The organism is Streptomyces sp. NPDC031554 (assembly GCF_055580685.1).
Map to the genome: position 1 here is coordinate 17,728 of NZ_JBVIKX010000009.1, position 26,909 is coordinate 44,636.

At 73.0% G+C, this 26,909-nt stretch carries 30 protein-coding genes; 14 read left to right on the forward strand and 16 right to left on the reverse strand.

Translation table 11 applies throughout. The annotated features are described in order from the left end of the window. Positions 1-221: 221 nt before the first annotated feature. A complete protein-coding gene (gene serB, locus ACZ5FU_RS22885; RefSeq protein ID WP_451528063.1) occupies positions 222-1,445 on the forward strand; it encodes a phosphoserine phosphatase SerB in 1,224 nt (407 codons plus the stop codon). Positions 1,446-1,513: 68 nt separating this feature from the next. On the opposite strand, the gene ACZ5FU_RS22890 is transcribed toward serB, so the two are convergent. The 4 genes from ACZ5FU_RS22890 to ACZ5FU_RS22905 all read right to left on the reverse strand — a co-directional run bounded on the left by ACZ5FU_RS22890 (position 1,514) and on the right by ACZ5FU_RS22905 (position 4,071). Further along, positions 1,514-2,032 carry a SixA phosphatase family protein gene (locus tag ACZ5FU_RS22890; protein WP_451528062.1) on the reverse strand — a complete coding sequence of 173 codons (519 nt, stop codon included), beginning with the start codon at positions 2,030-2,032 and terminating at the stop codon, positions 1,514-1,516. Positions 2,033-2,138: 106 nt separating this feature from the next. Further along, the gene (locus ACZ5FU_RS22895; RefSeq protein ID WP_451528061.1) at positions 2,139-2,348 is read right to left on the reverse strand and encodes a hypothetical protein; all 210 of its coding nucleotides are present in this window, start codon (positions 2,346-2,348) and stop codon (positions 2,139-2,141) included. 174 nt (positions 2,349-2,522) lie between these two features. After that, complete coding sequence (locus ACZ5FU_RS22900; protein ID WP_365468142.1) at positions 2,523-2,639, reverse strand: SGM_5486 family transporter-associated protein; 117 nt, start codon at positions 2,637-2,639, stop codon at positions 2,523-2,525. 136 nt (positions 2,640-2,775) lie between these two features. Further along, complete coding sequence (locus ACZ5FU_RS22905) at positions 2,776-4,071, reverse strand: CynX/NimT family MFS transporter (RefSeq protein WP_451528060.1); 1,296 nt, start codon at positions 4,069-4,071, stop codon at positions 2,776-2,778. 81 nt (positions 4,072-4,152) lie between these two features. On the opposite strand from ACZ5FU_RS22905, the gene ACZ5FU_RS22910 reads away from it, so the two are divergent. Then, on the forward strand, positions 4,153-4,842 hold the full coding sequence (locus ACZ5FU_RS22910; protein ID WP_451528059.1) for a FadR/GntR family transcriptional regulator: 690 nt from the start codon (positions 4,153-4,155) through the stop codon (positions 4,840-4,842). Here the strand turns inward: ACZ5FU_RS22910 and ACZ5FU_RS22915 are convergent. From ACZ5FU_RS22915 to fabG, 3 genes are all read right to left on the reverse strand, one after another. After that, a complete protein-coding gene (locus ACZ5FU_RS22915) occupies positions 4,823-5,179 on the reverse strand; it encodes a hypothetical protein (RefSeq protein ID WP_451528058.1) in 357 nt (118 codons plus the stop codon). The two genes, ACZ5FU_RS22910 and ACZ5FU_RS22915, sit on opposite strands and share 20 nt — an antisense overlap. Positions 5,180-5,341: 162 nt before the next feature. Next, positions 5,342-6,109 carry an enoyl-ACP reductase FabI gene (gene fabI / locus ACZ5FU_RS22920; protein WP_363091077.1) on the reverse strand — a complete coding sequence of 256 codons (768 nt, stop codon included), beginning with the start codon at positions 6,107-6,109 and terminating at the stop codon, positions 5,342-5,344. 5 nt (positions 6,110-6,114) lie between these two features. Then, positions 6,115-6,834, reverse strand: coding sequence for a 3-oxoacyl-[acyl-carrier-protein] reductase (gene fabG / locus ACZ5FU_RS22925; RefSeq protein WP_451528057.1), 720 nt, complete (start codon positions 6,832-6,834; stop codon positions 6,115-6,117). Positions 6,835-7,295: 461 nt separating this feature from the next. Between fabG and ACZ5FU_RS22930 the strand changes: the two genes are divergently transcribed. The 3 genes from ACZ5FU_RS22930 to tyrS are packed head-to-tail and all read left to right on the forward strand — an operon-like array spanning position 7,296 to position 11,534. Beyond that, positions 7,296-8,819, forward strand: a complete 1,524-nt coding sequence (locus tag ACZ5FU_RS22930) for a TldD/PmbA family protein (RefSeq protein ID WP_451528056.1) — start codon at positions 7,296-7,298, stop codon at positions 8,817-8,819. Continuing rightward, on the forward strand, positions 8,816-10,210 hold the full coding sequence (locus ACZ5FU_RS22935) for a metallopeptidase TldD-related protein (RefSeq protein WP_451528055.1): 1,395 nt from the start codon (positions 8,816-8,818) through the stop codon (positions 10,208-10,210). Before ACZ5FU_RS22930 ends, ACZ5FU_RS22935 begins: the two co-directional genes overlap by 4 nt. 55 nt (positions 10,211-10,265) lie before the next feature. Then, positions 10,266-11,534: a tyrosine--tRNA ligase gene (gene tyrS, locus ACZ5FU_RS22940; RefSeq protein WP_451528054.1), complete on the forward strand. Its 1,269-nt coding sequence runs from the start codon at positions 10,266-10,268 to the stop codon at positions 11,532-11,534. Between the two features lie 312 nt (positions 11,535-11,846). Here tyrS and ACZ5FU_RS22945 read toward each other — a convergent pair whose 3' ends face one another. After that, positions 11,847-12,125 (reverse strand): GlsB/YeaQ/YmgE family stress response membrane protein, encoded by a 279-nt coding sequence (locus ACZ5FU_RS22945; protein WP_451528053.1) that lies wholly within the window; start codon positions 12,123-12,125, stop codon positions 11,847-11,849. Positions 12,126-12,324: 199 nt separating this feature from the next. Here ACZ5FU_RS22945 and ACZ5FU_RS22950 point away from each other — a divergent pair, with 199 nt between their 5' ends. Continuing rightward, a complete protein-coding gene (locus tag ACZ5FU_RS22950) occupies positions 12,325-12,762 on the forward strand; it encodes a DUF3099 domain-containing protein (protein WP_451528052.1) in 438 nt (145 codons plus the stop codon). 175 nt (positions 12,763-12,937) lie between these two features. Further along, positions 12,938-13,207 carry a hypothetical protein gene (locus ACZ5FU_RS22955; RefSeq protein ID WP_451528051.1) on the forward strand — a complete coding sequence of 90 codons (270 nt, stop codon included), beginning with the start codon at positions 12,938-12,940 and terminating at the stop codon, positions 13,205-13,207. A gap of 79 nt (positions 13,208-13,286) precedes the next feature. On the opposite strand, the gene moaA is transcribed toward ACZ5FU_RS22955, so the two are convergent. The 3 genes from moaA to ACZ5FU_RS22970 all read right to left on the reverse strand — a co-directional run bounded on the left by moaA (position 13,287) and on the right by ACZ5FU_RS22970 (position 16,429). Then, positions 13,287-14,276 (reverse strand): GTP 3',8-cyclase MoaA, encoded by a 990-nt coding sequence (gene moaA / locus ACZ5FU_RS22960; protein WP_451528050.1) that lies wholly within the window; start codon positions 14,274-14,276, stop codon positions 13,287-13,289. 177 nt (positions 14,277-14,453) lie between these two features. After that, entirely contained in the window at positions 14,454-16,076 is a 1,623-nt protein-coding gene (locus ACZ5FU_RS22965) for a solute symporter family protein (RefSeq protein WP_451528049.1), read from the reverse strand. Next, on the reverse strand, positions 16,073-16,429 hold the full coding sequence (locus ACZ5FU_RS22970; RefSeq protein ID WP_451528048.1) for a DUF485 domain-containing protein: 357 nt from the start codon (positions 16,427-16,429) through the stop codon (positions 16,073-16,075). The genes ACZ5FU_RS22965 and ACZ5FU_RS22970 overlap by 4 nt, the downstream gene beginning before the upstream one ends. Positions 16,430-16,739: 310 nt before the next feature. Here ACZ5FU_RS22970 and ACZ5FU_RS22975 point away from each other — a divergent pair, with 310 nt between their 5' ends. The 6 genes from ACZ5FU_RS22975 to ACZ5FU_RS23000 all read left to right on the forward strand — a co-directional run bounded on the left by ACZ5FU_RS22975 (position 16,740) and on the right by ACZ5FU_RS23000 (position 23,621). Further along, positions 16,740-18,272, forward strand: a complete 1,533-nt coding sequence (locus ACZ5FU_RS22975) for a S8 family peptidase (RefSeq protein ID WP_451777032.1) — start codon at positions 16,740-16,742, stop codon at positions 18,270-18,272. A 420-nt stretch (positions 18,273-18,692) separates the two neighbouring features. Beyond that, a complete protein-coding gene (locus tag ACZ5FU_RS22980; protein ID WP_451528046.1) occupies positions 18,693-19,685 on the forward strand; it encodes a DEDDh family exonuclease in 993 nt (330 codons plus the stop codon). A 79-nt stretch (positions 19,686-19,764) separates the two neighbouring features. After that, on the forward strand, positions 19,765-19,998 hold the full coding sequence (locus ACZ5FU_RS22985; protein ID WP_363091090.1) for a hypothetical protein: 234 nt from the start codon (positions 19,765-19,767) through the stop codon (positions 19,996-19,998). Between the two features lie 49 nt (positions 19,999-20,047). Further along, the gene (locus ACZ5FU_RS22990; RefSeq protein WP_469046515.1) at positions 20,048-20,842 is read left to right on the forward strand and encodes an SURF1 family cytochrome oxidase biogenesis protein; all 795 of its coding nucleotides are present in this window, start codon (positions 20,048-20,050) and stop codon (positions 20,840-20,842) included. A gap of 227 nt (positions 20,843-21,069) precedes the next feature. Beyond that, positions 21,070-22,860, forward strand: coding sequence for a glycoside hydrolase family 15 protein (locus ACZ5FU_RS22995; protein WP_451528044.1), 1,791 nt, complete (start codon positions 21,070-21,072; stop codon positions 22,858-22,860). A gap of 5 nt (positions 22,861-22,865) precedes the next feature. After that, positions 22,866-23,621: an SDR family oxidoreductase gene (locus tag ACZ5FU_RS23000; protein WP_451528043.1), complete on the forward strand. Its 756-nt coding sequence runs from the start codon at positions 22,866-22,868 to the stop codon at positions 23,619-23,621. 57 nt (positions 23,622-23,678) lie between these two features. Here ACZ5FU_RS23000 and amaP read toward each other — a convergent pair whose 3' ends face one another. From amaP to ACZ5FU_RS23025, 5 genes are read right to left on the reverse strand one after another with little or no spacing between them, the layout of a single operon-like run. Next, positions 23,679-24,266, reverse strand: a complete 588-nt coding sequence (amaP, locus tag ACZ5FU_RS23005; protein WP_451528042.1) for an alkaline shock response membrane anchor protein AmaP — start codon at positions 24,264-24,266, stop codon at positions 23,679-23,681. Beyond that, positions 24,263-24,931 carry a DUF6286 domain-containing protein gene (locus ACZ5FU_RS23010; protein ID WP_468837513.1) on the reverse strand — a complete coding sequence of 223 codons (669 nt, stop codon included), beginning with the start codon at positions 24,929-24,931 and terminating at the stop codon, positions 24,263-24,265. Before ACZ5FU_RS23010 ends, amaP begins: the two co-directional genes overlap by 4 nt. Continuing rightward, entirely contained in the window at positions 24,928-25,311 is a 384-nt protein-coding gene (locus ACZ5FU_RS23015; protein WP_451777035.1) for an Asp23/Gls24 family envelope stress response protein, read from the reverse strand. Before ACZ5FU_RS23015 ends, ACZ5FU_RS23010 begins: the two co-directional genes overlap by 4 nt. Beyond that, positions 25,308-25,493, reverse strand: coding sequence for a hypothetical protein (locus ACZ5FU_RS23020; protein ID WP_437088472.1), 186 nt, complete (start codon positions 25,491-25,493; stop codon positions 25,308-25,310). The genes ACZ5FU_RS23015 and ACZ5FU_RS23020 overlap by 4 nt, the downstream gene beginning before the upstream one ends. Positions 25,494-25,535: 42 nt before the next feature. After that, the gene (locus ACZ5FU_RS23025) at positions 25,536-26,021 is read right to left on the reverse strand and encodes an Asp23/Gls24 family envelope stress response protein (RefSeq protein ID WP_451528039.1); all 486 of its coding nucleotides are present in this window, start codon (positions 26,019-26,021) and stop codon (positions 25,536-25,538) included. Between the two features lie 87 nt (positions 26,022-26,108). On the opposite strand from ACZ5FU_RS23025, the gene ACZ5FU_RS23030 reads away from it, so the two are divergent. After that, on the forward strand, positions 26,109-26,861 hold the full coding sequence (locus ACZ5FU_RS23030) for a nucleopolyhedrovirus P10 family protein (RefSeq protein WP_468837516.1): 753 nt from the start codon (positions 26,109-26,111) through the stop codon (positions 26,859-26,861). The last annotated feature ends 48 nt before the right edge of the window (positions 26,862-26,909 follow it).

Genomic DNA, 26,909 nt, shown 5'->3' on the forward strand with positions numbered 1-26,909 from the left:
CGGGTCGCCGTTGTCGCGGGGACGACGTTCCGTTTCACGCTCACGCTCACGGGAACGGCCGGTGGCCGGCATGAGGGCCGGTGCTCGGCCGGTGGAGGGCCGCCGGCTGCTCACCGCCGTTCCTCCAGGTGATCGCCATGTGAGCGACACCCACTGTTCAGTGTCCGCCAGACGGACCTCGGGGGCGGGAGGCACGGGGTGCCGGATACGGTGGGTACACCATGAGCGCTTCGCAGACCTCGCCGACCTGGTCCTCCGACGTCCCGACCGTCCTTGTCAAGATCTTCGGCAAGGACAGGCCGGGCATCACGGCCGGTCTCTTCGACACCCTTGCCGCCTACTCCGTCGACGTGGTCGACATCGAGCAGGTCGTCACCCGTGGCCGTATGGTGCTGTGCGCGCTCGTGACCGAGCCGCCGCACGGGCTGGAGGGTGACCTGCGGTCGACCGTCCACAGCTGGGCGGAGTCGATGAAGATGCAGGCGGAGATCATCTCCGGCCTCGGTGACAACCGGCCGCGCGGCCTCGGACGGTCGCTGGTCACCGTGCTCGGGCATCCGCTCACCGCGGAGGCCACCGCCTCCGTCGCCGCGAAGATCACCAAGGTCGGCGGCAACATCGACCGCATCTTCCGGCTGGCCAAGTACCCGGTCACCGCGGTCGAGTTCGCCGTCTCCGGAGTGGAGACCGAACCGCTGCGCACCGCGCTGGTCACGGACGCGGCGGCACTCGGTGTCGACGTCGCCGTGGTGGCCGCGGGTCTGCACCGGCGCGCGCAGCGGCTGGTCGTCATGGACGTCGACTCCACGCTGATCCAGGACGAGGTGATCGAGCTCTTCGCGGCGCACGCCGGCTGTGAGGACGAGGTCGCCGGGGTGACGGCGGCGGCGATGCGGGGCGAGCTGGACTTCGAGCAGTCGCTGCACGCCCGGGTGGCACTGCTGGAGGGGCTGGACGCCTCGGTCGTGGAGAAGGTGCGCGCCGAGGTCCGGCTGACGCCGGGCGCGCGCACGCTGATCCGGACCCTGAAGCGGCTGGGCTACCAGGTGGGTGTCGTCTCCGGCGGCTTCACCCAGGTCACCGACGACCTCAAGGAACGGCTGGGGCTGGACTTCGCGCAGGCCAACACCCTGGAGATCGTCGACGGGAAGCTGACCGGCCGGGTCACGGGGGAGATCGTGGACCGCGCGGGCAAGGCGCGGCTGCTGCGCCGGTTCGCCGCGGAGGCGGGCGTACCGCTGTCGCAGACCGTGGCGATCGGCGACGGCGCCAACGATCTGGACATGCTGAACGCGGCCGGTCTCGGGGTGGCCTTCAACGCCAAGCCCGTGGTGCGGGAGGCCGCGCACACGGCGGTGAACGTGCCCTTCCTGGACACCGTCCTGTATCTGCTGGGCGTCACCCGGGAAGAGGTCGAGGCGGCGGACACGCACGACGAGGAGTAGCGGCCGGGGAGCCGGCCGCGGGGCCCGGCGTGCCGCCGGGCCTCACGGGTGTCGTGGTCGTGCCGGTGTCACTCGGAGGGCGCCCAGTAGTCGACGAGGGTGGCCACGCCCGGTTCCAGGGACTTCCAGGAGCCGTCGAAGGTCAGGACGGCGAAGGCGGCGGCGGGGAAGCCGCGGCGGGTCATCCGCTCGCGTGCGTCGCCCTCCGAGGCGCCGGAGAGGACGTCCGCGAGTCCCTGGACGCCCGGGTTGTGGCCGACCAGGAGAACGTTGCGCGCGTCGTCCGGGGTCTCGTTGAGCAGGGCGATCAGCTCGCCCGGGGAGGCCTCGTAGATCCGCTCCTCGTAGACCGTCCTGGGCCGGTGCGGGAACTCGTGCACCGCGAGCTTCCACGTCTCGCGGGTGCGGGTCGCGGTGGAGCACAGGGCCAGGTCGACGGGGATACCGGTGTCGGTCAGCTTGCGTCCGGCGGCGGCCGCGTCCAGGCGGCCCCGCTCAGCGAGCGGCCGCTCGTGATCGGTCACCTGTGGCCAGTCGGCTTTCGCATGCCGGAAGAGGATGATCCTGCGGGGTTCTGCGACGCTCATGGCTCCCAGCTTCGCATGAAACAGGCCACGGGGCGCAGGGAGTTGACATGCGTCTTCACCTGGGAGCGGGGGGTGAGGCGTGTACCCGGGGCGTGATCGGCGGGGCCTACCGCCCGACGAGCTGCCGCACGCGGTCGACGAGGTCGGCGAGCGCCGGGCCACCGGACGCCGCCTGGGCGTCGGACGGGTTCAGTATCAGCGCGAGGAGGGCCACGAAGGCCAGGGTCGGCAGGGCCAGGGCCCACCAGGGCAGCCGGGTGCCGACGCCGCTGCCCTGGGCGGCCGGGTGGGGCCGGGTGTGCGTGGGGGCCGACATGGGTGCCTCCGCTGGTCTCCGAGGGGTTCCGGCCGCGTCGCGCGGCCACATCTCGAAGGTACGGACCCGGTGGCCGGCGTCCCATCCGGTGATCCACCCACTTGACCCTGACCCTCGCCCCCTAGGGGACCGGGGGGTTAACCCCACCCCCGCTGCGCAGGGGGCGGACCCGGGTCAGGGCGAGGCGATGGTGGCGATGATCCCGATGATCACAAAAATGAGGAGGAACGAGCCGAAGACGATCAGCATCTTCTTCTGGCCGTTCTGGGGGTTCGGGTCGAGCACTGGCATGCGCCCAGTCTCGCACCCGGCGCGCCGGGCGGTCGCCGCGGGGTCGGCGGACGTGCTGGAGGGCGGTGGACACGGAGGGGCGGTGGACACAGGAGGGCGGTGGACACAGGGGGCGAGGTGGCAGGGCGCGGCGGTGTCAGCGGGCGGCCTCGTCCTCCACCGTACGGTCGCGGCCGGCCAGGACGCCCACCGCCATCTGCGGGACCATCAGCGCCGCCATGAGCGCCAGGGGCAGGCCCCAGCCGCCGCTGTGCTGGTAGAGGACGCCGACCAGCAGCGGGCCGGGGATGGACAGCAGGTAGCCGGCGCTCTGCGCGAAGGCGGACAGCTGGGCCACTCCCCCGCCGGTCCTGGCCCGCATCCCGACCATGGTGAGGGCCAGCGGAAAGGCGCAGTTGGAGACGCCGAGCAGCAGGGCCCAGGCCCAGGCGCCGGCGGCGGGCGCGAGGTGCAGACCGGCGTACCCGGCGAGGCCGCACAGGCCGAGCGCGACGACGATCGGGCCCTGGTGCGGCAGCCGGGTCGCCAGGCGCGGGATGACGAAGGCGAGCGGCACTCCCATGACCATGGTGACGGCCAGGAGCAGTCCGGCCGTGCTCGCGGGCACGCCCGCGTCGCGGAAGATCTGCGGCATCCAGCCCATGGTGATGTAGGCGGCCGTGGCCTGGAGCCCGAAGAAGGCGGCGAGCGCCCAGGCGGTGCGGCTGCGGGTGATGCGCAGCACGGGGGCGTCCTGCGCACGGCCCTCCCCCGCACGGCCGTCCTCCGCACGCGCGGGGGACGGCGCGACGGACGCCGCCCCGCGCTCGCGGGCCAACGGCAGCCACGGCAGTACGGCGGCCGCCGCCAGGCCGGCCCACACCGTGAGTCCGGACCGCCAGTCGCCGCCGAGCGCGTCGGTCAGGGGCACGGTGACCGCGGCGGCGGCCGAGGTGCCGAGGGCGAGGGCCATCGAGTACAGGCCGGTCATGGAGCCGACCCGGTCGGGGAACCAGCGCTTGACGATGACCGGCATGAGGACGTTGCTGACGGCGATGCCCATCAGGGCGAGGGCGCTGGCGGCGAGGAAGCCCGCCGTACCGCCCGCGTACGGGCGTATCAGCAGGCCCGCGGTGATGGCGGCCATGCCGGCGCAGACCACCGCGCCGGCGCCGAAGCGGCGGGCGAGACGGGGCGCCGTGACGCCGAAGACGGCGAAGCAGAGCGGGGGCACGGAGGTGAGGAGGCCGGCCACGCCGCCGCTCATGCCGAGGCCGTCGCGGACCTCTTCGAGGAGGGCGCCGAGGCTGGTGATGGCGGGACGGAGATTGAGGGCGGCCAGCACCACGCCCACGACGACCAGACGGGCCGTCCACGCGCGCGGGGCGGGCGCCGGGCGGTGGTCGGTCGAGGGGGCCGCGTCGCGCGTGCTCGTGGTTTCCTTGCTCACCATCCGCCCATCATAGAATCATGGGATGATTTGCTGTCCACCCCCGGGGACCCGGTCCCGGCCCCGCCCGTGCGAAGGTGTGCCATGCCCCTGAGCCATCCCCGCCGCTCGGCGCTGTCCGAGCAGGTCATCGCCGCGCTGCGCACCCAGATCATCTCGGGAGAGTGGCCGGTGGGCTCGCGCATCCCGACGGAGCCCGAGCTGGTCGGGCAGCTGGGCGTCGCGCGCAACACCGTCCGCGAGGCCGTCCGCGCGCTCGCGCACAACGGGCTGCTGGACATCCGCCAGGGCTCGGGCACCTACGTGGTGGCGACCAGCGAGCTGGCGGGCGTGATGCACCGCCGCTTCGCGGGCGCCGACCCGCGGCACATCGCGGAACTGCGCGCCACCCTGGAGTCGGGCGCGGCACGGCTGGCCGCCGAGCGGCGCACGGAGAAGGACCTTACCCAGCTGGACACCCTGCTGCTGCGCCGCGAGGAGGCGTGGGAGTCGGGTGACGCCGAGGCCTTCGTGACGGCGGACGCCACGTTCCACCTGGCCGTGGTGGCCGCCTCCCACAACGACGCGATGACGGCCGTGTACGCCGATCTGGGCGAGGTCCTGCGGGACTGGCTGCGCGAGGACGTCGGCGGGGAGCTGACGCCACAGACGCGCATGGACCACGGCCGGCTGGTCGACGCGATCCGCGCGGGGGACGCGGAGACGGCCGCCGTCGAGGCGGCGAGCTATCCCTTCCTGTGCCGGCCCGGGCGGTTCACACCCGCTGGTGGCTGACCCAGGCCTCCCCCACCTCCTTCCAGCAGCGCCCGGTCAGCCGTACGGTCACGGCCGGTCCGGCGTCGGCGGGTGCGCCGTCCGTGTCGAGGTCCCACCAGCGCGCGCACTCGACGTGCAGGCGCACCCGGTCGACGACGGCGTAGGGGTTGTGGCAGTGGACGGTCACCTCGGACCCCTCGACGGTGGTCCGGCACTCCGCGCCGAACAGGTCCTCGGGTGCCGCGGTGGTGACGGGCCGAGCCGCCACGCGTGCGTGGGACAGCGCGTGTGCCGGCAACGGCAGGACGAAGAAGACGGCGACGGTCAGTGGGGCCACGCTGCGGAACAGGCGCACAAGGAGACCTCCTCGGCCGGGCTGGGGAGGAAAGCGCTTGACGGACGCGCACTTCAGAGTGGCCCGCGCGGGTGCTCCACCGCCCGGCCGGGTACGCCGAACGGGTGACGCCCCGCCTCCCGCGCGAGGCGGGCGGCGGGGCGTCGGGGACGTGCCGGTGGATCAGGCGCCGATGGCGTGCAGGCCGCCGTCCACGTGGATGATCTCGCCGGTGGTCTTCGGGAACCAGTCGCTCAGCAGGGCGACGATGCCGCGGCCGGCCGGCTCCGGGTCCTTCAGGTCCCACTCCAACGGGGAGCGGGTGTCCCACACGGCGGCCAGGTCGCTGAAGCCCGGGATGGACTTGGCGGCCATGGAACCGAGCGGGCCCGCGGAGATGAGGTTGCAGCGGATGTTCTGCTTGCCCAGGTCACGGGCGATGTAGCGGCTGGTGGCCTCCAGCGCGGCCTTGGCCGGACCCATCCAGTCGTACTGCGGCCAGGCGTACTGCGCGTCGAAGGTGAGGCCGACGACGGAGCCGCCGTTCTGCATCAGCGGCAGGCAGGCCATGGTCAGCGACTTCAGGGAGTACGCCGAGACGTGCATGGCGGTGGCCACCGACTCGAACGGCGTGTTCAGGAAGTTGCCGCCGAGCGCGTCCTGCGGCGCGAAGCCGATGGAGTGCACGACGCCGTCGAGGCCGCCCAGCTCCTCGCCGACGATGTCGGCCAGCCGGCCGAGGTGCTCGTCGTTGGTCACGTCGAGCTCGATGACCTTGGTGGGCTTGGGCAGCTTCCGGGCGATGCGCTCGGTCAGGGTGGGCCGCGGGAAGGCGGTGAGGATGATCTCCGCGCCCTGCTCCTGGGCCAGCTTGGCGGCGTGGAAGGCGATGGAGGACTCCATCAGCACACCGGAGATCAGGACGCGCTTGCCCTCGAGGATTCCGCTCATGGTGATCAGTGACCCATTCCCAGTCCGCCGTCAACGGGGATGACGGCTCCAGTGATGTACGAAGCGTCGTCCGAGGCGAGGAACCGCACCGTCGCGGCGATCTCGTCGGGCTGCGCGTACCGGCCGAGCGGCACCTGCGACACGATGTTGGCGCGCTGCTCGTCGGTCAGCGCCTGCGTCATGTCGGTGTCGACGAAGCCGGGGGCGACGACGTTGAAGGTGATGTTGCGCGAGCCCAGCTCACGGGCGAGGGACCGCGCGAAGCCGACCAGGCCGGCCTTGGAGGCGGCGTAGTTCGCCTGCCCCGCCGAGCCGAGCAGGCCGACGACGGAGGAGATCAGGACGACGCGGCCCTTCTTGGCCCGCAGCATGGCGCGGTTGGCGCGCTTGACGACCCGGAAGGTGCCGGTGAGGTTGGTGTCGACGACCGAGGTGAAGTCCTCCTCGGACATGCGCATCAGGAGCTGGTCCTTGGTGATGCCGGCGTTGGCGATCAGGACCTCGACCGGGCCGTGCTCGGCCTCGATCTCCTTGTAGGCCTGCTCCACCTGCTCGGGGTCGGTGATGTCGCACTTGACGGCGAGGCAGCCGAGTTCGGCGAGGGCGGCGGGCGGCTCTCCCGACCGGTACGTGATCGCGACCTTGTCGCCGGCGTCGGCGAACGCGCGGGCGATGGCGAGGCCGATGCCCCGGTTACCTCCGGTGACGAGAACCGAGCGGCTCAACGGATCACCCTTTCCTTAGGGGTCGTGACACACCGCCCGGTCAGCTGGATCCACAGGCGGCTTCCTCGAAACCTATCGGTCCGGGCGCGCCGACAAGGAATCGGGCACCGACAGTGACGTGCAGAGGCGGCTGTCGGGTTTCTACAGTCGGCCGCCCGGTCACTCAGCCATTCCGGGAGCGTGAGCGGGCAGGCCCTCGGCCCGAGCAGTTTCGAGCATCCTGCGGTCGTACGTCACCAAGGCGGTCAGGTCGTCCCGCAGGGAGAGCGCGCCGGCCACATGGATCCCCGCGTGACCGAGCCGCCCTGTCGCTCCGCGCGAACATCGCCACCGGTGCTCTCGTTCTTCGCCATATCGGCAGGAACCGTCGTGCTTCTGCTTCCGAGGAATGAATTCGGTGAGCCATGGTTCACTGCTTGCGACGTACCTCACAGGCGAGCAGTTCGAAGGGATTCCCACCCGTGCCCCATGAAATCGACGAGTCATTTCTGGCACTACCCCTGCGCGCCCTTGCCGACGCCGCCCTGGCACGCGCGCGTGCGCTCGGCGCGGAGCACGCCGACTTCCGGTTCGAGCGGGTGCGCAGCGCGTCCTGGCGGCTGCGGGACGCCAGGCCCTCCGGGTCGTCGGACACCACCGACCTCGGCTACGCGGTGCGGGTGGTGCACGGCGGGACGTGGGGGTTCGCCTCCGGTGTGGACCTGACGATGGACGCCGCCGCCAAGGTCGCCTCGCAGGCGGTGGCGATGGCGAAGCTGTCCGCGCAGGTGATCAGGGCGGCCGGGTCGGACGAGCGGGTGGAGCTGGCCGACGAGCCGGTGCACGCCGAGAAGACGTGGGTCTCCTCGTACGAGATCGATCCGTTCACGGTGCCCGACGAGGAGAAGGCGGCGCTGCTGGCGGACTGGAGCGCCCGGCTGCTGGCGGCCCACGGGATCAACCACGTCGACGCCTCGCTGCTCACCGTCCACGAGAACAAGTTCTACGCCGACACCGCGGGGACGGTGACCACCCAGCAGCGGGTGCGGCTGCACCCGGCGCTGACGGCGGTGTCGGTCGACGAGTCGAGCGGCGAGTTCGACTCGATGCGGACCGTCGCGCCGCCGGTCGGGCGCGGCTGGGAGTACCTGACGGGCACCGGCTGGGACTGGGACGAGGAGCTGGAGCGGATCCCGGAGCTGCTCGCCGAGAAGATGCGGGCGCCGAGCGTCGAGCCGGGGCTGTACGACCTGGTGGTCGACCCGTCCAACCTGTGGCTGACCATTCACGAGTCCGTCGGGCACGCCACCGAGCTGGACCGGGCCCTCGGCTACGAGGCCGCCTACGCCGGCACCTCCTTCGCCACCTTCGACCGGCTCGGCACGCTGCGCTACGGCTCGGACCTGATGAACGTCACCGGCGACCGCACCGCCGAACACGGCCTGGCGACCGTCGGCTTCGACGACGAGGGCGTCGAGGCGCAGTCCTGGGACCTGGTCAAGGACGGCACGCTCGTCGGCTACCAGCTGGACCGGCGCATCGCGAAGCTGACCGGCTTCGCGCGCTCCAACGGGTGCGCGTTCGCCGACTCCCCCGACCATGTGCCGGTGCAGCGCATGGCCAACGTGTCGTTGCGGCCGGACCCGGCGGGGATGTCCACCGAGGACCTGATCGGAAGCGTGGACCGCGGGATCTACGTCGTCGGGGACCGGTCCTGGTCGATCGACATGCAGCGCTACAACTTCCAGTTCACCGGACAGCGGTTCTTCCGGATCGAGAACGGGCGGATCACCGGGCAGTTGCGGGACGTGGCCTACCAGGCGACGACCACCGACTTCTGGGGCTCCATGGCGGCCGTCGGCGGCCCTCAGACGTACGTCCTGGGCGGTGCCTTCAACTGCGGCAAGGCCCAGCCGGGCCAGGTCGCGGCCGTGTCGCACGGCTGCCCGTCCGCCCTGTTCAAGGGCGTCAACATCCTCAACACGACGCAGGAGGCCGGCCGATGAGCGCCCGTACCGACAAGCCGCACGAGGTCGTGGAGCGGGCGCTGGAGCTGTCGCGGGCCGACGGCTGCGTCGTGATCGCCGACGAGCGGTCGAGCGCCAATCTGCGCTGGGCGGGCAACGCGCTGACCACGAACGGCGTCACGCGCGGGCGCACGCTCACCGTGATCGCGACCGTCGACGGCAGGGAGGGCACCGCCTCCGGGGTCGTCTCGCGGTCCGCGGTGACCGCCGACGAGCTGGAGCCCCTGGTGCGGGCCGCCGAGACCGCCGCGCGCGGTGCGGCGCCCGCCGAGGACGCCCAGCCGCTGGTGACGGGCGTGGCACCGTCCCCCGAGTTCACCGAGGCGCCCCTCGAGACCTCCTCCGCGGTGTTCGCCGACTTCGCGCCGGCGCTGGGCGAGGCGTTCGCCCGCGCGCGCGGGGGCGGCCGGGAGTTGTACGGCTTCGCCCACCACGAGCTGGTCTCGACCTATCTGGGCACGTCGACGGGGCTGCGGCTGCGGCACGACCAGCCCACCGGGACGCTGGAGCTGAACGCCAAGTCACCGGACCGTACGCGCTCGGCGTGGGCGGGCCGCTCGACGCGGGACTTCAAGGACGTCGACCCGGCGGCGCTCGACGCCGAGCTGGCCGTCCGGCTGGGCTGGGCCGAGCGGCGGATCGAGCTGCCCGCGGGACGGTACGAGACGCTGCTGCCGCCGACCGCGGTCGCGGACCTGATGATCTACCAGCTGTGGTCGTCGTCGGGCCGGGACGCGGCCGAGGGGCGGACGGTGTTCTCCAGGCCGGGCGGCGGCACCCGGCTCGGCGAGCGGCTGACGGAGCTGCCGCTGACCCTGCGCAGCGACCCCGACGAGCCGGGCCTGGAGTCGGCGCCGTTCGTCGTCGCGCACTCCTCGGGCGGTGATCAGTCGGTGTTCGACAACGGCCTGCCGATCCGCGCCACCGAGTGGATCAGCGGCGGTGAGCTGAAGCAGCTCACGACCAGCCGGCACGGCGCGGCCCTGACCGGCCTGCCGGTGGCCCCGGGAGCCGACAACCTCGTCCTGGACGGCGGTGGCGACCGGTCGCTGGAGGACATGGTCGCGAGCACCACGCGCGGGCTGCTGCTGACCTGCCTGTGGTACATCCGCGAGGTCGACCCGGCGACGCTGCTGCTGACCGGGCTGACCCGGGACGGCGTCTACCTCGTCGAGGACGGCGAGGTCGTGGGCGAGGTCACCAACTTCCGCTTCAACGAGTCCCCCGTCGACCTGCTGGGCCGGGCCACCGAGGCCGGGCGCACGGAGAAGACGCTGCCCCGGGAGTGGAGCGACTGGTTCACCAGGTCCGCCATGCCCGCGCTGCGGGTGCCGGATTTCAACATGAGCTCTGTCAGCCAGGGCGTATAACCTCATAGCCGGCGGTCGCCCGACCGCCCGAGATCATCGAGGAGACACGAGAACCGTGACGGACATCGTCGACGAGCTGAAGTGGCGGGGGCTGTTCTCCCTGTCCACCGACGAGGACGCCTTGCGCAAGGCGCTCGCGGACGGTCCCGTCACGTTCTATTGCGGCTTCGACCCGACCGCGCCGTCCCTGCACGTCGGACACCTGGTGCAGGTGCTCACCGTGCGCCGGCTCCAGCAGGCCGGGCACCGGCCGCTGGCGCTGGTCGGCGGCGCCACAGGTCTGATCGGCGACCCCCGCCCGACGGCGGAGCGCACGCTGAACGACCCGGAGACGGTCGCCGGCTGGGTCGGCAGGCTGCGTTCCCAGATCGAGCCGTTCCTCTCCTTCGAGGGGGAGAACGCGGCCGTGATGGTCAACAACCTCGACTGGACGGCCGGGCTGTCCGCGATCGAGTTCCTGCGGGACATCGGCAAGCACTTCCGCGTCAACAAGATGCTGACGAAGGACTCCGTGGCCCGCCGGCTGGAGTCCGACCAGGGCATCAGCTACACCGAGTTCAGCTACCAGATCCTGCAGGGCATGGACTTCCTCCAGCTCCACCGGCGCTACGGCTGCACGCTCCAGCAGGGCGGCAGCGACCAGTGGGGCAACCTCACGGCCGGCCTGGACCTGATCCACCGGCTGGAGCCGGACGCCTCCGTGCACGCGCTGGCGACGCCGCTGATGACCAAGGCGGACGGCACCAAGTTCGGCAAGACCGAGGGCGGCGCCGTCTGGCTCGACCCGGAGATGACGACGCCGTACGCCTTCTACCAGTTCTGGCTGAACGTGGACGACCGGGACGTCTCGAAGTACCTGCGCATCCTGTCCTTCCGTTCCCGTGAGGAGCTGGAGGAGCTGGAGCGGCAGACCGAGGAGCGGCCGCAGGCGCGGGCCGCGCAGCGGGCGCTGGCCGAGGAGCTGACGACGCTGGTGCACGGCGCCGACCAGACGGCTGCCGTGATCGCCGCGTCCAGGGCGCTGTTCGGGCAGGGCGAGCTGGCGGACCTCGACGAGCGGACGCTGGCCGCGGCCCTGTCGGAGGTGCCGCACGTCCGGGTCGCCGAGCCGGGACCGGTCGTCGACCTGTTGGCCGAGGTCGGTCTGGTGGCGAGCAAGTCCGCGGCCCGGCGGACGGTGAAGGAGGGCGGGGCCTACGTGAACAACGTCAAGGTCACCGCCGAGGACGCCGTCCCGGCGGTGGAGGACCTGCTGCACGGGCGGTGGCTGGTGCTGCGGCGCGGCAAGAAGAACCTCGCCGCCGTCGAGGTGACCGGGGCGTAGCGGCACCGCACGCCCCGGGGCGCGGGCGGCGGGTCACGGGATTCCCGTGGCCCGCCGCCCGCGTCTCTTCGTGCGCTCCAGGGGGGTGTCCGGCCCTTCCCGTCGGGCGCGCGGCGTCCGGCACGGCTCCCCCACGCTCGGCTCCGCTCGCGCGGGAGGGACCCCCACCGCCGCGTCACCGGACCACCCGGGCACCTCCGGTGCACGGGCGGTCCTCCGCCGTGCGACGCTCCCCCACTGCCCGAACGGCGTGGGAGGTGCCCCCGGCACCGGACGCCGCGCGCCGACCCGACGCGCAGGGGCGGACACCCCCTAGGCGTGGTGCCTGCGCCTGCCCAGGGTGCGGACGTACAGCATGTCGCCGACGGCGACGATGATGACGGCGGCGATCAGCTGGAAGATGTGCCGGCTCCAGTCGATGCCCGACGTCTCCTCGACTCCGAAACCCCGGGCGACGGCATTGCCGACGATCGCACCCAGGATGCCGAAGATGGTGGTCAGCCACAGCGGGCTGTGCTGCTTTCCCGGGATGATCGCCTTGGCGATCAGTCCCAGCACGAATCCCACGATGATCGCCCACAACCAGCCCATGGATGCCTCCTCGTACGGCTCTACGCGAGCATTGCCCTCAGTGTCGGCCCGGTCTCCGTACGCCGCATGTCGAGTGCTGCCCTACGCGCTGTGGCGCAGCGTGTCCGCCCGGCCGGTGACGCCCCGGCCTCGATGGCGGCCGGGCCGCGGCGTACCGTGGTGGACGGGGAGAGTCCGAGCGCGCGAATGGTGGAATGTGATGCGGAAGCAGCGCGGTGGCGGCGACGTCCAGGTGTTCCGGATCACCGGGGCACGTCAGGGGCTCCAGGAGGACGTCCGGGGCCGGCAGCGACGGTACGTGATCTCGATGTCGGTCCGCACCGTGGCGGTGATCCTGGGCGCGACGCTGTGGAACGTGGAACGGCACGTCGCGGTGGTGGCGCTGGTCCTGGGCCTGGTCCTGCCGTACGTCGCGGTGGTGATCGCCAATGCCGGGCGGGAGAACGCTCCGGGGCTGCCGTCGACGTTCGTGACCCCTCCCCCGCCGCCGATGATCACTGCCGGGCACCCGGAGGGGCGGGCGGCACAAGAGGAGCCCGCCGCGGAATCCCCGCGGGCGGAGCCGGAGTCCGGGCGCGAGCGGACCGGGCCGCTGTCGGGGCACGCGGAGGCCGGTCCGACCGAGCGGCGGCCATGAGCCGGCTGTGCGCCGGGCCCAATAAAAGCTGTTGTTCCGGTGCCGTGGCGCCGGGTCGCCGTGACATACTTCGTACGCGCTCCGCATCCCCCGTCGGAGCGACGGACCGACGCCGGGCAGCTCCCCCCGTGGCTGCTCGGCGTCGCCTTTTTCCGCGCGCTTGTGAGACGAACCTGTGAGTGACGAGACCCCGATCTGCTCCGCCAAGGGCTGCCGTGCCGACGCCGTGTGGGTGCTGGCGTGGAACAACCCGAAGATCCACACGCCGGAGCGCCGCAAGACGTGGCTGGCGTGCGAGGAGCACCGGGAGCACCTGTCCCAGTTCCTCGGAGTGCGCGGTTTCCTGAAGGACGTCGTCCTGCTGGCGGAGTGGGAGTCGCCCGAGGCGCCTCGGGTCCCGGCCCCGGGCTCTCCGGGGCTGCCGGGAGCCGACGGGGCCTCCTGACCGCCGATCGCCGGCCCAGGGTCTTTCCGTTCGGATCAGGCCGGACCCCGCGAGCCCGGCCTGATCCGAACGAGAGGCCCTAACCGCCGATCGCCGACATCGGGCGGTCCGGCTGGACGAAGGACGGGTCGTCCAGGCCCGCGCCCGCCTTCTTGCCCCACATCGCCTCCCGCCAGATGAGCGCGATCTCCTCGTCGGGGGCGCCGGAGCGCAGGGCGGCGCGCAGGTCGGTCTCCTCGCGGGCGAAGAGGCAGGTGCGGACCTGGCCGTCCGCCGTGAGGCGGGTGCGGTCGCAGGCCGCGCAGAACGGGCGGGTGACGGAGGCGATGACGCCGACCCGGTGCGGGCCGCCGTCGACGATCCAGCGTTCGGCCGGGGCCGAACCGCGCTCCTGCGGGCCCTCCTCGGTGAGGTCGAAGCGGGTGCGCAGGGAGGCGAGGATGTCGCCCGCCGTGACCATGCCCTCGCGCTTCCAGCCGTGCTGGGCGTCCAGGGGCATCTGCTCGATGAACCGCAGTTCGTAGTCGTGCTCGACGGCCCAGGCGAGGAGGTCGGGGGCCTCGTCGGCGTTGAGGCCCGGCATCAGGACCGAGTTCACCTTGACCGGGGTCAGGCCCGCGTCCCGGGCGGCCCGGAGGCCTTCGAGGACGTCCTGGTGGCGGTCGCGGCGGGTCAGGGTCTTGAAGACGTCCGGGCGGAGCGTGTCGAGGGAGACGTTGACCCGGTCCAGGCCCGCGGCCTCGAGGGCCGGTGCGGTGCGCCTGAGGCCGATGCCGTTGGTGGTCAGCGACATCCGGGGGCGCGGGTCCAGGGCCGCGACCCGCTCGACGATGCCGACCAGGCCGGGGCGCAGCAGGGGTTCGCCGCCGGTGAAGCGGACCTCCTCGATGCCGAGGGAGGTGACGGCGATGTCGATCAGGCGGACGATCTCGTCGTCCGTGAGCAGATCCGGCTTGGCCAGCCACTGCAGGCCCTCTTCGGGCATGCAGTACGTGCACCGGAGATTGCAGCGGTCGGTCAGCGAGACGCGCAGGTCGGTGGCGACCCGGCCGTAGGTGTCGATGAGCACGCGGGCCCCCTCCCTCGTAGCGGATCACGGATTTTCCGTCATCTGCGAGCCTACGTGACACCACCGACAGCGCGGGGGCGCGTTCCGCACGAGGGACGGGACACGAAGAACGAGGAACACCGGGGCCGCGTCGCGGGGAGCGGTGGACCGCCCGCGACGCGGCCCCCTCGGGGTGTGTCAGTGCGCGCCGGTGCCGGTCATGGACCGCACCTCCAGCTCCGCGTACTTGGCGGTGTCCGGCTCCTCCTTGGAGAGGACCGTGCCGAGCCAGCCGAGCAGGAAGCCGACGGGGATGGAGATGATGCCGGGGTTCTCCAGCGGGAACCAGTGGAAGTCGACGTCGGGGAACATCGAGGTGGGCTTGCCCGAGACGACCGGGGAGAACAGCACGAGGCCGACGGCGGTGACCAGGCCGCCGTAGATGGACCACAGGGCGCCCGCGGTGGTGAAACGCTTCCAGAACAGGCTGTAGAGGATGGTCGGCAGGTTGGCCGAGGCGGCGACCGCGAAGGCGAGGGCGACCAGTCCGGCGACGTTGAGGTCCCTCGCGAGGGCGCCGAGCAGGATGGAGACGGCGCCGATGCCCACGGTCGCGTACCGGGCCGCGTTGATCTCCTGCTTCTCGGTGGCCGTGCCCCTCTTGATGACGTTCGCGTAGATGTCGTGGGCGAACGAGGAGGACGAGGCCAGGGTCAGGCCGGCGACGACCGCGAGGATCGTGGCGAAGGCGACGGCGGAGATGGTGGCGAGCAGGATGGCGCCCCAGTTGGAGTCGACTCCGCCGAGATGGAGCGCCAGCAGGGGCGCGGCCGTGTTGCCCGCCTTGTTGGAGGAGGTGATCTCCTCCGGCTCGATGAGCGCGGCGGCGCCGAAGCCGAGGGCGAGGGTCATCAGGTAGAAGGCGCCGATCAGGCCGATGGCCCACAGCACCGACTTGCGGGCGGCCTTGGCGGTGGGGACGGTGTAGAAGCGGATCAGGATGTGCGGCAGGCCGGCGGTGCCGAGGACCAGGGCGATGCCGAGGGAGATGAAGTCCAGCTTGGTGGTGCCGGTGGCGCCGTACTTCAGGCCCGGCTCCAGGAAGGCGGCGCCCTTGCCGCTGTTGTCGGCGGCCGAGCCCAGCAGGTCGGAGAGGTTGAAGTCGAACTTCAGCAGCACCAGGAAGGTGAGCAGCAGGGCTCCGGCGATCAGCAGGACGGCCTTGACCATCTGGACCCAGGTGGTGCCCTTCATGCCGCCGATGGTGACGTACACGATCATCAGGACGCCGACGAGGGCGACGATGCCGATCTTGCCGCTGTCGCTGGTGATGCCGAGGAGCAAGGAGACGAGGACGCCCGCGCCCGCCATCTGGGCCAGCAGGTAGAAGATCGACACGACGATCGTGGAGGCGCCGGCCGCCGTGCGCACCGGGCGCTGGCGCATGCGGTACGCGAGGACGTCGCCCATGGTGTAGCGGCCGGAGTTGCGCAGCGGCTCGGCGACCAGGAGCAGGGCGACCAGCCAGGCGACCAGGAACCCGATGGAGTACAGGAAGCCGTCGTAGCCGAAGAGGGCGATCGCGCCGGCGATGCCGAGGAAGGACGCGGCCGACATGTAGTCGCCGGAGACGGCGAGGCCGTTCTGGAATCCGGTGAACTGGCGGCCGCCCGCGTAGAAGTCGGCGGCGTCCTTCGTCTGGCGGCCCGCCCACACGGTGATGACGAGGGTCGCGGCGACGAAGACGGCGAACAGGGTGATGATCAGTGTGCGGTGCTCGCCGGCCTCACCGGCGGCGAGGAACGTCTGCGCGGTGTTCATGCGTCGCCCTCCATCCGGGACTTGATCGCTTCGGCCTTGGGGTCGAACTTGGCGGCGGCCACGCGCGCGTACCACCAGGCGATGAGGAACGTGGTGAGGAACTGGCCGAGGCCCAGCGTCATGGCGACGTTGAAGTTGCCGAACAGCTTGGTGCCCATGAAGTCGCCCGCGTAGTTGGAGAGCAGGACGTACAGCAGGTACCAGACGATGAAGGCGAAGGTCAGCGGGAAGGCGAAGCCGCGGTAGGAGCGGCGCAGTTCACCGAACTCCGCGCTCTCCTGCACCGCGACGAACTCCTCGCCGGAGGGGAGTCGGGCTGGGGATTTCGAGGGGGGCGGTGTCTCGGTGGCCACGGAGTCTCCTCGCGTTGCGGGTGCGGTGGGCGAAGGGGCGGGCGAAGGTCCTCGCCGTCCCTGCCCAAGGTCACGGCGGCGCACGACGACGGGTTCAACACCTCCCACCGGTTTCCGGAGCGGCCTCGGCGGCCGCTGTGTCAACGAGCCACGCCCGGCGGAGGTCATGGCCGGGTGAAATCACCTCCCGAAGGTCATTGCTGGTCGGTGAGTCGGGGAGATAGCTTCGGGCGAGCACCACCCGTCATGTACCTGTTCAGGCACAATCCGTGTCCGGGCAGGTCTCGCTTCCGGATGATGTGGAGACCCCATGGCTCATCTGCCTTCCAGACGCCGCCTCGCCCTCGCGGTGCCCGTCGTGCTGTCGCTGACCGCCTCCCTCGGCTTCCTGCCGACGGCGGCCTCGGCGGCTCCGGTCACGACCACGGCCACCCAGGCGGCGGACGCCGGAACGCTGGCGTACGTCGTCAACACCAAGGTGGACCACCGCACGATCGAGTCGGTGAAGAAGGCGATCGCCGCGGCCGACGGCACCGTCGTCGCGACCTACGCGAAGATAGGCGTCATCGTCGTGCACTCGGCGAACCCCGACTTCGGCACGCGGATACGCGCGGTGCGCGGGGTGCAGTCGGCGGGCGCGACCCGCACCGCGCCGCTGAGCCCCGCCGGCACCACGGACGAGGGGGCCGCCGAGCTGATGTCCGCGGCCGACGCCGCGAGGACGGCGAGCGCGTCCGCCGCCGCGGGCGTGAGCGAGCCGCTCGAGGCCGACCAGTGGGACCTGCGCGCCATCGGCGCCGACAAGGCCGCCGAGATCAACCCGGGCAGCCGCAAGGTGACCGTCGCCGTCATCGACACCGGTGTGGACGACACCCACCCCGATCTCGCGCCGAACTTCTCCGCGTCGCAGTCGGCGAACTGCGTCGGCGGCGTCGCGGACACCTCCGCGGGCGCCTGGCGGCCGTACAACCCGACCGAGGACTACCACGGCACGCACGTCGCCGGTGAGATCGCGGCGGCCCGCAACGGCGTGGGCGTGGCCGGTGTCGCGCCCGGCGTGAAGGTCGCCGGCATCAAGGTGAGCGACCCCACGGACGGCCTCTTCTACCCGGAGAACGTCGTCTGCGCCTTCGTGTTCGCCGCCGACCACGGCGTCGAGATCACGAACAACAGCTACTACGTGGACCCGTGGCTGTACAACTGCATGGACGACCCGGACCAGAAGGCCATCGTCGACGCGGTCAACAGGGCGCAGCTGTACGCCCAGAAGAAGGGCACGCTCAACGTCGCCTCGGCCGGCAACTCCAACCACGACCTGGACTCCGACGCCATCGTGGACGAGTCCAGCCCGGACGACTCCACCCCGGTGACGCGGACGATCGACCCGCACGAGTGCTTCGACGTGCCGACCCAGCTGCCGGGGGTCGTCACGGTGAGCGCGACGGGCGTCAAGGGCACCAAGTCGTACTACTCCACGTACGGTCTGGGCGCCGTGGACGTGGCGGCGCCGGGCGGCGACCGGTACCAGATCCCGGACACCCCGTCGGCCAACGGCCGCATCCTGTCGACGATGCCGAACGGCGGGTACGGCTTCCTGCAGGGCACGTCGATGGCGTCACCGCACGTCGCCGGTGTGGCCGCGCTGCTGAAGTCCAAGCACCCGTTCGCGTCCCCGGCGGCGCTCCAGGCGCTGCTCAAGGCGCAGGCCGACAACCCGGGCTGCCCCACCGAGCCGTACGACGGCAACGGTGACGGCGTGGTGGACGCGACCTGCGCGGGCGGCAAGCGCGTCAACGGCTTCTACGGCTTCGGCGTGGTGAACGCGCTGCGCGCGGTGAAGTAGCCGGAACGCGAGGGGCCGGGCGGAGCGGATCCGTCCGGCCCCTCGGCGTCCTCGCGGGACCGTCGAGCCGCGCGTGCGTCCCCGTCGCCGTCGGCATCGACCCGGCGAGCCGGCCGGCCGGGCCTGCCGTCGTCGGCGCCGAGCACGGCGGCCCGCAGCCGGTCGAGCCGGGTTCCGGGCGCTCCGCCACGAGGTTCGTCGTGGGGCTCGCCGTGCGGCTCGTCACGGGGTGGTCCGGGCACACGGGAGGGATCGCACCCCGGCCGGCGGGACGTCGTACCGACGCTCCACGCGCGCGTGCCGGCGCGCGTCCCTCGCGCCCCGCGTCCGGCGTCGTCCCGCACGCGCGTGCGGGGGTGCACGGCGGTGGGGCGGGATGCGGGTGCCCGCTGTCGGTGGCGGCCCGTATCCTCATTGACCATGCTCGAAGACCGTACGCCCGCAGCCTCCTCCCCCACGGAATGGCCGGCCGCCTACCCCCGGGGATACGCGGTCGTCGACGTGGAGACCACCGGCCTGGCCCGCGACGACCGGATCATCTCCGCCGCCGTCTACCGGCTGGACGCGCGCGGTGAGGTCGAGGACCACTGGTACACGCTGGTCAACCCGGAGCGCGACCCCGGCCCGGTGTGGATCCACGGTCTGACGAGCGAGGTGCTGGAGGGCGCGCCGCTCTTCCGCGAGGTGGCGCAGGAGTTCGCGGACCGGCTCGACGGCCGGGTGCTGGTCGCGCACAACGCGGTGTTCGACTGGCAGATGATCGCCCGCGAGTACGCGCGCGCGAACCGCGAGGCCCCGGTGAGGCAGCGGTTGTGCACCATCGCGCTCTCCAAGGAGCTGGCCCTGCCGCTGCCCAACCACAAGCTGGAGTCGCTGGCCGCCCACTTCGGTGTCGTCCAGCGGCGCGCGCACCACGCCCTGGACGACGCGCGCGTGCTGGCGGAGGCGTTCCGGCCGAGCCTGCGGGCCGCGGCGGCGGGCGGGGTGCGGCTGCCGCTGCACGAGTGCCGGCCGCTGACGGAGTGGCAGGACCGCCCGGCGCCGCGGATCGGGCAGCGGACGGGCGGCTCCGCCGGCCCCCGGCCGACGAGCTGGCGCCCGGCCCGGAAGCGGCCCGCGTGCCCGTACCCCAACCCCGGGCGGTACGAGGACGGCAAACGCCTCAGACAGGGCATGCGCATCGCGTTCTCCGGGGACACCTCGGTCGAGCGCGACCTGCTGGAGGACCGCGCGACCGAGGCCGGACTGCACGTCGCCACGTCGCTCTCCCGGCTGACCAGCCTGCTCGTCACCAACGACCCCGACTCGGGCACCTCCAAGGTGGTCAAGGCCCGCCAGTTCGGCACGCCGGTGGTGGACGAGGCGGCGTTCGGCCAGCTGCTGCGCGACGTCGAGCCGGCCGCGCCGCGGTGACCGTACGGACGGGTGATTGCCGCGCGACTCGCCCGGCGCCGTCTCGCCCCCGCCGCACCGACGGCCCACCCTGTGGCCCATGGCGACATGTGAAGTCTGCGGCAACAACTACGGAATGACCTTCGAGGTGCACGCGCAGGGCGCGGTGCACGTCTTCGACTGCTTCTCCTGCGCGATCCACCGCATGGCACCGATCTGCGAGCACTGCCGGGTGCAGATCATCGGCCAGGGCGTGGAGGCCGAGGGGCGCTGGTACTGCGGCGCCCACTGCGCCCGCGCCGAGGGAAAGGCGGGCATCGTCGACCGGGTCTGAAGCGGGCCCCACCCGAGGACACCCCACGGCCGGGGGGTACCGTCGTGGGGTGTACCGCTTCCTGTTGTCCCGGCAGTGGGTGATCATCACGCTCGTCGCCCTTCTCCTGATCCCCACGATGATCGAACTGGGCATCTGGCAGATGCACCGCCACGACGAGCGTGCCGCCCGCAACCGGCTGGTCTCCGAGGCGCTCTCCGCCGACCCCGTGCCGGTGGAGGAGCTGACCTCTCCGGGCCACACCGTCAGCACCGGTCAGCGGTACCGCTCCGTGACCGCCGTGGGCCGCTTCGACACCGGGCGGGAGGTCGTGGTCCGGCGCCGCGTCAACAGCGACGAGGAGGTCGGCTTCCACGTCCTGACCCCGTTGGTCCTGCGGGACGGCAAGGTGCTGCTGGTCAACCGCGGCTGGATCCCCGCCGACGCCCCCAGTCAGACCGCGTTCCCCGAGGTCCCCGCGCCGCCCGCCGGACAGGTCACCGTGACCGGGCGGCTGATGCCCGACGAGACGACGGCGGCGAGCGGCATCAAGAACCTCCAGGGGCTGCCGGACCGGCAGGTCATGCTGATCGACAGCGCGCGGGAGGCGCGGCGTCTGGACGCCCGGGTCCTCGGCGGCTACGTCGCCCAGACGGCGCCCGAGCCCGCGAACGGCACGCCCCAGCTGGTCGGCAGGCCCGGCAACGAGGACGCCGCGCTCAACTACGCCTACGCGATCCAGTGGTGGCTGTTCTCCGCGGGCGTACCGGTCGGCTGGGTCGTCCTGGTCCGGCGGGAGCTGCGCGACCGCAGGGAGGCGGCCGATCCGCAGAAGCCCGCGGAGGCGCAGCCCGCGGCGGTCTGAGGCACCACCGGGCCGCACCTCCGAGACCCCGCCGGGTCCGCTTCCGAGACCCCGCCGGGCCGCACGCCCGGGACCGCGCTCGGCGGCGCCCCCGGCCCTCGGCGCGCCGTCGAGGACGGGAGCCCGCCGCGCCGCCGGGGCCGCGGCCGGCCGCTCGCGCCGACACCGTGTCACCCGCCCGGCTCCCGCCCGGATTGCCCTGCCGCACCGCCGGGAACCCGCACCCCGTGCACCCCCGCATCGAGGACTACGCCGTCATCGGCGACGAACAGACCGCGGCCCTGGTCGGCAGGGACGGCTCGGTCGACTGGCTGTGCCTGCCCCGCTTCGACTCCGGGGCCTGCTTCGCACGCCTCCTGGGCGACGAGGACAACGGCCACTGGCGCATCGCGCCCAAGGGCGCCGACGGGAAGTACTGCACCCGCCGCGCCTACCGCCCGGACACGCTCGTGCTGGACACCGAGTGGGAGACCGACGAGGGCGCGATCCGGGTCACCGACCTGATGCCGCAGCGCGACCGGGCCCCCGACGTCGTACGGATCGTCGAGGGACTGCGCGGGCGGGTCACCGTCCACAGCGTGCTGCGGCTGCGCTTCGACTACGGCTGGGTCGTCCCGTGGATGCGCCGGGTCGACGGGCACCGGGTGGCGGTCGCCGGGCCGGACTCGGTGTGGCTGCGCAGCGAGCCGGAGGTGCGCACCTGGGGCGAGAACTTCGGCACCCACGCGGAGTTCACCGTCGCCGCGGGCGAGCGGGTCGCCTTCGTGCTGACCTGGCACCCCTCGCACCACGCGCGCCCGCCGCTCGTCGACCCCCACGAGGCGCTGCGGGTCAGCCTCGCGGACTGGCGGGCCTGGTCGGCGCGCTGCCGCTACGACGGGCCCCACCGGGACGCCGTGGTGCGCTCCCTCATCACCCTGAAGGCCCTCACCTACGTGCCGACGGGCGGCATCGCCGCCGCGCTCACCACGTCCCTGCCCGAGGAGCCGGGCGGGGTCCGCAACTGGGACTACCGCTACTGCTGGCTGCGGGACTCCACCCTCACCCTCGGCGCCCTGCTGGCGGCCGGTTACGAGGAGGAGGCCGAGGCCTGGCGCGACTGGCTGCTGCGCGCCGTCGCCGGCGATCCGGCGGACCTGCAGATCATGTACGGGCTGGCGGGCGAGCGCCGGCTGCCCGAGTCCGAGCTGCCGTGGCTGGCCGGCTACGCGGACTCCCGTCCGGTGCGCATCGGCAACGGCGCCGTGAACCAGCTCCAGCTCGACGTGTACGGCGAGGTGATGGACTCGCTGTCGCTGGCCCGCACCGCGGGGATGTCGCCCAAGCCGCACATGTGGTCGCTCCAGTGCGCGCTGGTGAACTGGCTGTGCGACAACTGGCGGCAGGCCGACGAGGGGCTCTGGGAGGTGCGCGGCGGCCGCCGCCAGTTCGTGCACTCCAAGGTGATGGTGTGGGTGGCCGCCGACCGTGCCGTCCGCGCGGTGGAGCGGTACCCGCGGCTCGGCGGCGACCTCGAGAGGTGGCGGGCGATGCGCGACGAGGTGCACCGCGAGGTGTGCGAGAAGGGCTACGACCCCGAGCGCAACACCTTCACCCAGTACTACGGCTCGCGCGACCTGGACGCCGCCCTGCTGCTCATCCCGCGCGTCGGCTTCCTGCCCCCCGAGGACCCGCGGGTGGCCGGCACCGTCGACGCCGTCCGCGAGGAACTCGGGCACGACGGCCTGCTGCGCCGCTACAGCACCGCCGGCCTGCCCGTCGACGGTCTGCCCGGCGACGAGGGCACCTTCCTGGCGTGCTCCTTCTGGCTCGCGGACGCCCTGCACATGACGGGCCGGACCCGGGAGGCGCGCGAGCTGTTCGACCGCCTGGTGGCCCTGGCCAACGACGTGGGGCTGCTGGCCGAGGAGTACGACCCGAGGACCGGCCGCCACCTGGGGAACTACCCGCAGGCGTTCAGCCACATCGGTCTCGTCAACACCGCCCTCACGCTCTACGGCGACGGACAGGCAGGATAGGGGCCATGGATCTTGGACTGAAGGACCGGGTGTACGTCGTCACCGGGGCCACCCGCGGCCTCGGCAACGCCACCGCGCGCGAGCTGGTCGCCGACGGCGCGAAGGTGGTCGTCACGGGGCGGGACGAGGAGCGTGCCGCCGAGGCGGCGAGGGCGCTGGGGCCGGACGCGGTCGGGGTGGCCGTCGACAACGCCGACCCCGAGGCGCCCGCGCGGCTGGTCGCGGCCGCGCGGGAGGCGTTCGGCCGCCTCGACGGTGTGCTGGTGAGCGTGGGCGGGCCGCCGCCCGGGTTCGTCGCGGACAACACGGACGAGCAGTGGCTGACGGCGTTCGAGTCGGTGTTCCTCGGCGCGGTGCGGCTGGCGCGGGCGGCCGCCGCCGAACTGACGGCCGGCGGTGTCATCGGGTTCGTGCTGTCGGGGTCGGTGTACGAACCGATTCCGGGACTGACGATCTCCAACGGCCTGCGGCCGGGGCTGGCCGGCTTCGCGAAGTCGCTCTCCGACGAACTGGGGCCGCGCGGCATCCGGGTCGTGGGGGTGCTGCCGGCACGGATCGACACCGACCGGGTGCGCGAGCTGGACGCGCTGTCGGCCGACCCGGAGGCGACCCGGGCCGCGAACGAGTCCCGGATCCCGCTGCGGCGGTACGGGGCGCCGGAGGAGTTCGGGCGGGTGGCGGCCTTCCTGCTGTCGCCGGCCGCCTCCTACCTGACCGGTGTCATGGTGCCGGTGGACGGCGGCATGCGGCACGGGTTCTGAGGACCCCTCCGCCGCCCGGACCGGTCCGGGCGGCCGGGCGACCGGTCCGGACCGGTGTCAACTGACCCGTTCCGCCTTGTGCTTGTGGGTCCTCAGGCGGACCTTCGCCGGGAGCGACGTCAGTGCCGCCGAGTCCCGTGCGTGGGCCAGGGGCCCGTTCGCCAGCCGGTCGAGCGTCACGGCCGGGTCCACGTGCGGTTCCAGCTGGAGCCGTACGTGGGCCTCGGGGGCGGTCCTGCGGCCCGTGAGGTGGGCGCGGCTGTGGGACACGCCGTCCAGGCGGGCCGCGTCGGCGGCCAGGGCGTGCTCCAGGGCCCGGCCGCGCAGCAGGGCGCCCGCGCCGTCGCCGGTGTCGACGAGGACCTCGTCGAGACGGCGCCTGCGCAGGGCCGCGACCAGCCACCACAGGGCGAGCAGGACGAGCACCGCCAGCGCGGCGAGGACGACCGGCCACCACCAGCCCTCGTCCCGCCAGCGGGTGCGTTCGGCGGTGCTGAGCAGGACGTCGTGCCGGTCGTCGTGGATCCACCAGGAGGGCGGGTGCGCGCCCAGGCCGACGGCGAGCACGGCGCCGCCGACGGCGAGCAGGACGAGGCCCACGAGGCCCAGTGCCACCCGGTTGACGGTCCGGAGCATCGTCGTCATCCCTTCTTCCCGGGCCGGCGCACGTGCACGGACAGTGCGGGCGGCCGGACGAGTCCGAGGCCGCGGACGGCGTCGCCGAGCACCTCGCCCAGGTCGGCGCGCACCTCGTCCGGGTCGCGGAAGTGGCAGACCGCCCGTACGTCGGCCCGGCGGCGCCCGGCACGGACGTGGACCGACTGCACGCCGGCGACCTCCATGGCCCGGTCGCGCAGCACCAGCCCGGCGGCGCCCCGGTGCAGTCCGGCGCGGACGTCGGGGTGGGGGCGCCGCATGGGCAGCAGGTCGCGCAGCCCGGGCGTGACGGCGAGGAGGACCAGCCACAGGCCGAGGGCCGCGGCGACACCCGCGCCGACGAGGACCCAGGTGTCGTCCAGGGGCCGTTCGGCGAGCTGCCGCGCCAGCTCCCGGCGTACGCGCAGGGCCGGCCGGTCGGCCCGCACCGCGGCGATGTCGTACAGCAGCACGCCCGCGAGGGCGGCGAGCAGCAGCGCGACGACGGCCGCCGGGACCCGGCGGGCCGACCAGAAGCGTCCGCTGCCCGGCGCGGGGGCCGGGTCGGGGCCGGGGCGGTGCGGGGGCCCGGCCCGGGGCCCGTCGTCCTCGGCGGCCTTCTCGAGGACCGGCAGCCGTCGTGTGCCGTCCTCGGATCCCGGGAACTCGCTCATGGCGTCCTCCCGTGTGCCACGCCGTGTTCCGCCGTCAGATGCAGGCGTTCGACCTGGACGGCGACCTCCGGCACCTCCATTCCCACCAACGTGCCCACCCGCTCGGTGACATGGCGACGCACGGCGTGACAGCGGGAGCCGATGTCGGTGGGGTGGCCGAGTTCGAGGTGGACGCGGATGTGAGCGGCGTCGTGATGGACGACCACGGTGGCGTACGGCCGGGCGGCGGCGGCCGGCAGCGGTCCCACCGCCTCGCGCGCGGCCTGTGCGGCGATCTTCGCCACCACCCGGTCGGCGATCCGCAGGGCGCCCCGCTCCCCGGGCGGGACCGCGGCCGGGCGGGTGCCGGGCGCGCCGGGCGCCTCGCTCACGGACGTCACCGGCGTCGGTCGTCGCGCGCGCGGAAGAAGTCGCCGAGTTCCAGGTCCCCTTCGAGGAACCGGCCCACGACGAACCCGACGGCGCCCAGCGCCGCCACCAGCAGGAAGGCCCCGAACCCGCCGAAGTACCCGGCGAAGCCCAGTGCCATGCCGGCGATCATGCCCACCACGGCCATGTTCACGGTGCACTCCCCTCAGCGGCCCGGTCGCCCGTGGCCGGTGCGTCACTGGAGCCGGGACTCCGGCTCCTCTTCCTCTTCCTCGGGCAGCTTGACGTCGCTGACCGCGATGTTGACCTCGACCACCTCGAGGCCGGTCATCCGCTCGACGGCCGCGATCACGTTCTCGCGCACGTCCCGGGAGACCTCGATGATGGACACGCCGTAGTCGACCACGATCTCCAGGTCGAGTGCCGTCTGCACCTCGCCGACCTCGGCCTTGACGCCGCGGGTGACGGCCTTCGTGCTGCCGCCGGGCACCCGGTCGCGCACCGCGCCGAAGGTACGGCTCATGCCGCTGCCCATCGCGTGCACGCCGACCACGTCGCGGGCCGCCAGCCCGGCGATCTTCTCCACGACGCCGTCGGCGATCGTGGTGCGTCCGCGGGAGCCCGGGGCGCCGCCGCCACGCCTCGTCGTCTTGCGGGTCGACACCGGCTCGGTGCCGCCGTCGGGGAGCTGCGTCCTGCTCTGTTCGCTCGTCTCGCTCATCGCCGTACGTCCTTTTCGGTCGTCGTCCTCCTGCCACCGTAAGCGCGGGAGCCCGACCGCGCCCCAGGGATGCGGCAGGCTGGAGGAATGACGTCGGACGGATGGACGCGCGGAGTGCGCGAACAGCTCGCGAGGGGACGGTTGCTCCCTCTGGGCGGGCCGCGGGACGGGGCATGGATCGCGCAGGACGCGGCGGAGGCGGTGCTGCGGCGGGCGGCGCGGGAGCTGCCCGGTGTGCGTCTGGACACGCTGCGGTTCGCGACGGCGGATCCCGACGCGGCGTACGAGCCGGTGGTCCCGGAGCCGCCGGGCGCGCTGCCGCCGGGCCCGTTGCGGGTGACGGCGCAGTTCGCGGCGGCGGCCTTCGCCCCGCTGCCCACGACCGCGTCCCGGCTGCGCACGGCGCTGGCGCTGGCGGCGTCGGAGCGGCTCGGGCTGGTGGTGGCCGAGGTGGACCTGCGGGTGACGGCGCTGCTCGACGATACCGGGGCCGGGGCCGAGGACGGCGAGGCGGCGGCGGAACGGCCGGGGCCCGGGCCGGAGTTCGGGCGGCCGCCGCGGCCGGCCGGGGCGGTACGGGAGGGCGACGAGGCGCGGGCCGCCGGGGCCGCCCTCTCGGTGCCCGGCGTGTCCGCGCTGACGGACGTGCTCGGGCGCGCGGTGCGCCTGGAGGAGCGGCGGGACGCGACGGCCGCCCTGCCGCGACGGCACGCGCGCGTGGAGGTCGCGGTGCGCGCGGACCACCGGGCGCTGGAGGTCGCCCGGGGCGTCCGCGCGGCGGTGTCCGAGGCGCTGCCGGACCGGCCGACGGTGGCGGTGCTGGTGACGGCGGCGGACTGAACGCCCGCCGCGTCCACCTGACCCACCGGGGTCGTCCGGGGGTCACCG

Excerpts from the sequence above, each read along its gene's own strand:
- serB (WP_451528063.1), top strand. The coding sequence starts at position 222 with ATGAGCGCTTCGCAGACCTCGCCGACCTGGTCCTCCGACGTCCCGACC.
- ACZ5FU_RS22890 (WP_451528062.1), bottom strand. The coding sequence starts at position 2,032 with ATGAGCGTCGCAGAACCCCGCAGGATCATCCTCTTCCGGCATGCGAAA.
- ACZ5FU_RS22895 (WP_451528061.1), bottom strand. The coding sequence starts at position 2,348 with ATGTCGGCCCCCACGCACACCCGGCCCCACCCGGCCGCCCAGGGCAGC.
- ACZ5FU_RS22900 (WP_365468142.1), bottom strand. The coding sequence starts at position 2,639 with ATGCCAGTGCTCGACCCGAACCCCCAGAACGGCCAGAAGAAGATGCTG.
- ACZ5FU_RS22905 (WP_451528060.1), bottom strand. The coding sequence starts at position 4,071 with ATGGTGAGCAAGGAAACCACGAGCACGCGCGACGCGGCCCCCTCGACC.
- ACZ5FU_RS22910 (WP_451528059.1), top strand. The coding sequence starts at position 4,153 with ATGCCCCTGAGCCATCCCCGCCGCTCGGCGCTGTCCGAGCAGGTCATC.
- fabI (WP_363091077.1), bottom strand. The coding sequence starts at position 6,109 with ATGAGCGGAATCCTCGAGGGCAAGCGCGTCCTGATCTCCGGTGTGCTG.
- ACZ5FU_RS22935 (WP_451528055.1), top strand. The coding sequence starts at position 8,816 with ATGAGCGCCCGTACCGACAAGCCGCACGAGGTCGTGGAGCGGGCGCTG.
- ACZ5FU_RS22945 (WP_451528053.1), bottom strand. The coding sequence starts at position 12,125 with ATGGGCTGGTTGTGGGCGATCATCGTGGGATTCGTGCTGGGACTGATC.
- ACZ5FU_RS22950 (WP_451528052.1), top strand. The coding sequence starts at position 12,325 with ATGCGGAAGCAGCGCGGTGGCGGCGACGTCCAGGTGTTCCGGATCACC.
- ACZ5FU_RS22965 (WP_451528049.1), bottom strand. The coding sequence starts at position 16,076 with ATGAACACCGCGCAGACGTTCCTCGCCGCCGGTGAGGCCGGCGAGCAC.
- ACZ5FU_RS22975 (WP_451777032.1), top strand. The coding sequence starts at position 16,740 with ATGGCTCATCTGCCTTCCAGACGCCGCCTCGCCCTCGCGGTGCCCGTC.
- ACZ5FU_RS22980 (WP_451528046.1), top strand. The coding sequence starts at position 18,693 with ATGCTCGAAGACCGTACGCCCGCAGCCTCCTCCCCCACGGAATGGCCG.
- ACZ5FU_RS22985 (WP_363091090.1), top strand. The coding sequence starts at position 19,765 with ATGGCGACATGTGAAGTCTGCGGCAACAACTACGGAATGACCTTCGAG.
- ACZ5FU_RS23000 (WP_451528043.1), top strand. The coding sequence starts at position 22,866 with ATGGATCTTGGACTGAAGGACCGGGTGTACGTCGTCACCGGGGCCACC.
- amaP (WP_451528042.1), bottom strand. The coding sequence starts at position 24,266 with ATGACGACGATGCTCCGGACCGTCAACCGGGTGGCACTGGGCCTCGTG.
- ACZ5FU_RS23010 (WP_468837513.1), bottom strand. The coding sequence starts at position 24,931 with ATGAGCGAGTTCCCGGGATCCGAGGACGGCACACGACGGCTGCCGGTC.
- ACZ5FU_RS23025 (WP_451528039.1), bottom strand. The coding sequence starts at position 26,021 with ATGAGCGAGACGAGCGAACAGAGCAGGACGCAGCTCCCCGACGGCGGC.
- ACZ5FU_RS23030 (WP_468837516.1), top strand. The coding sequence starts at position 26,109 with ATGACGTCGGACGGATGGACGCGCGGAGTGCGCGAACAGCTCGCGAGG.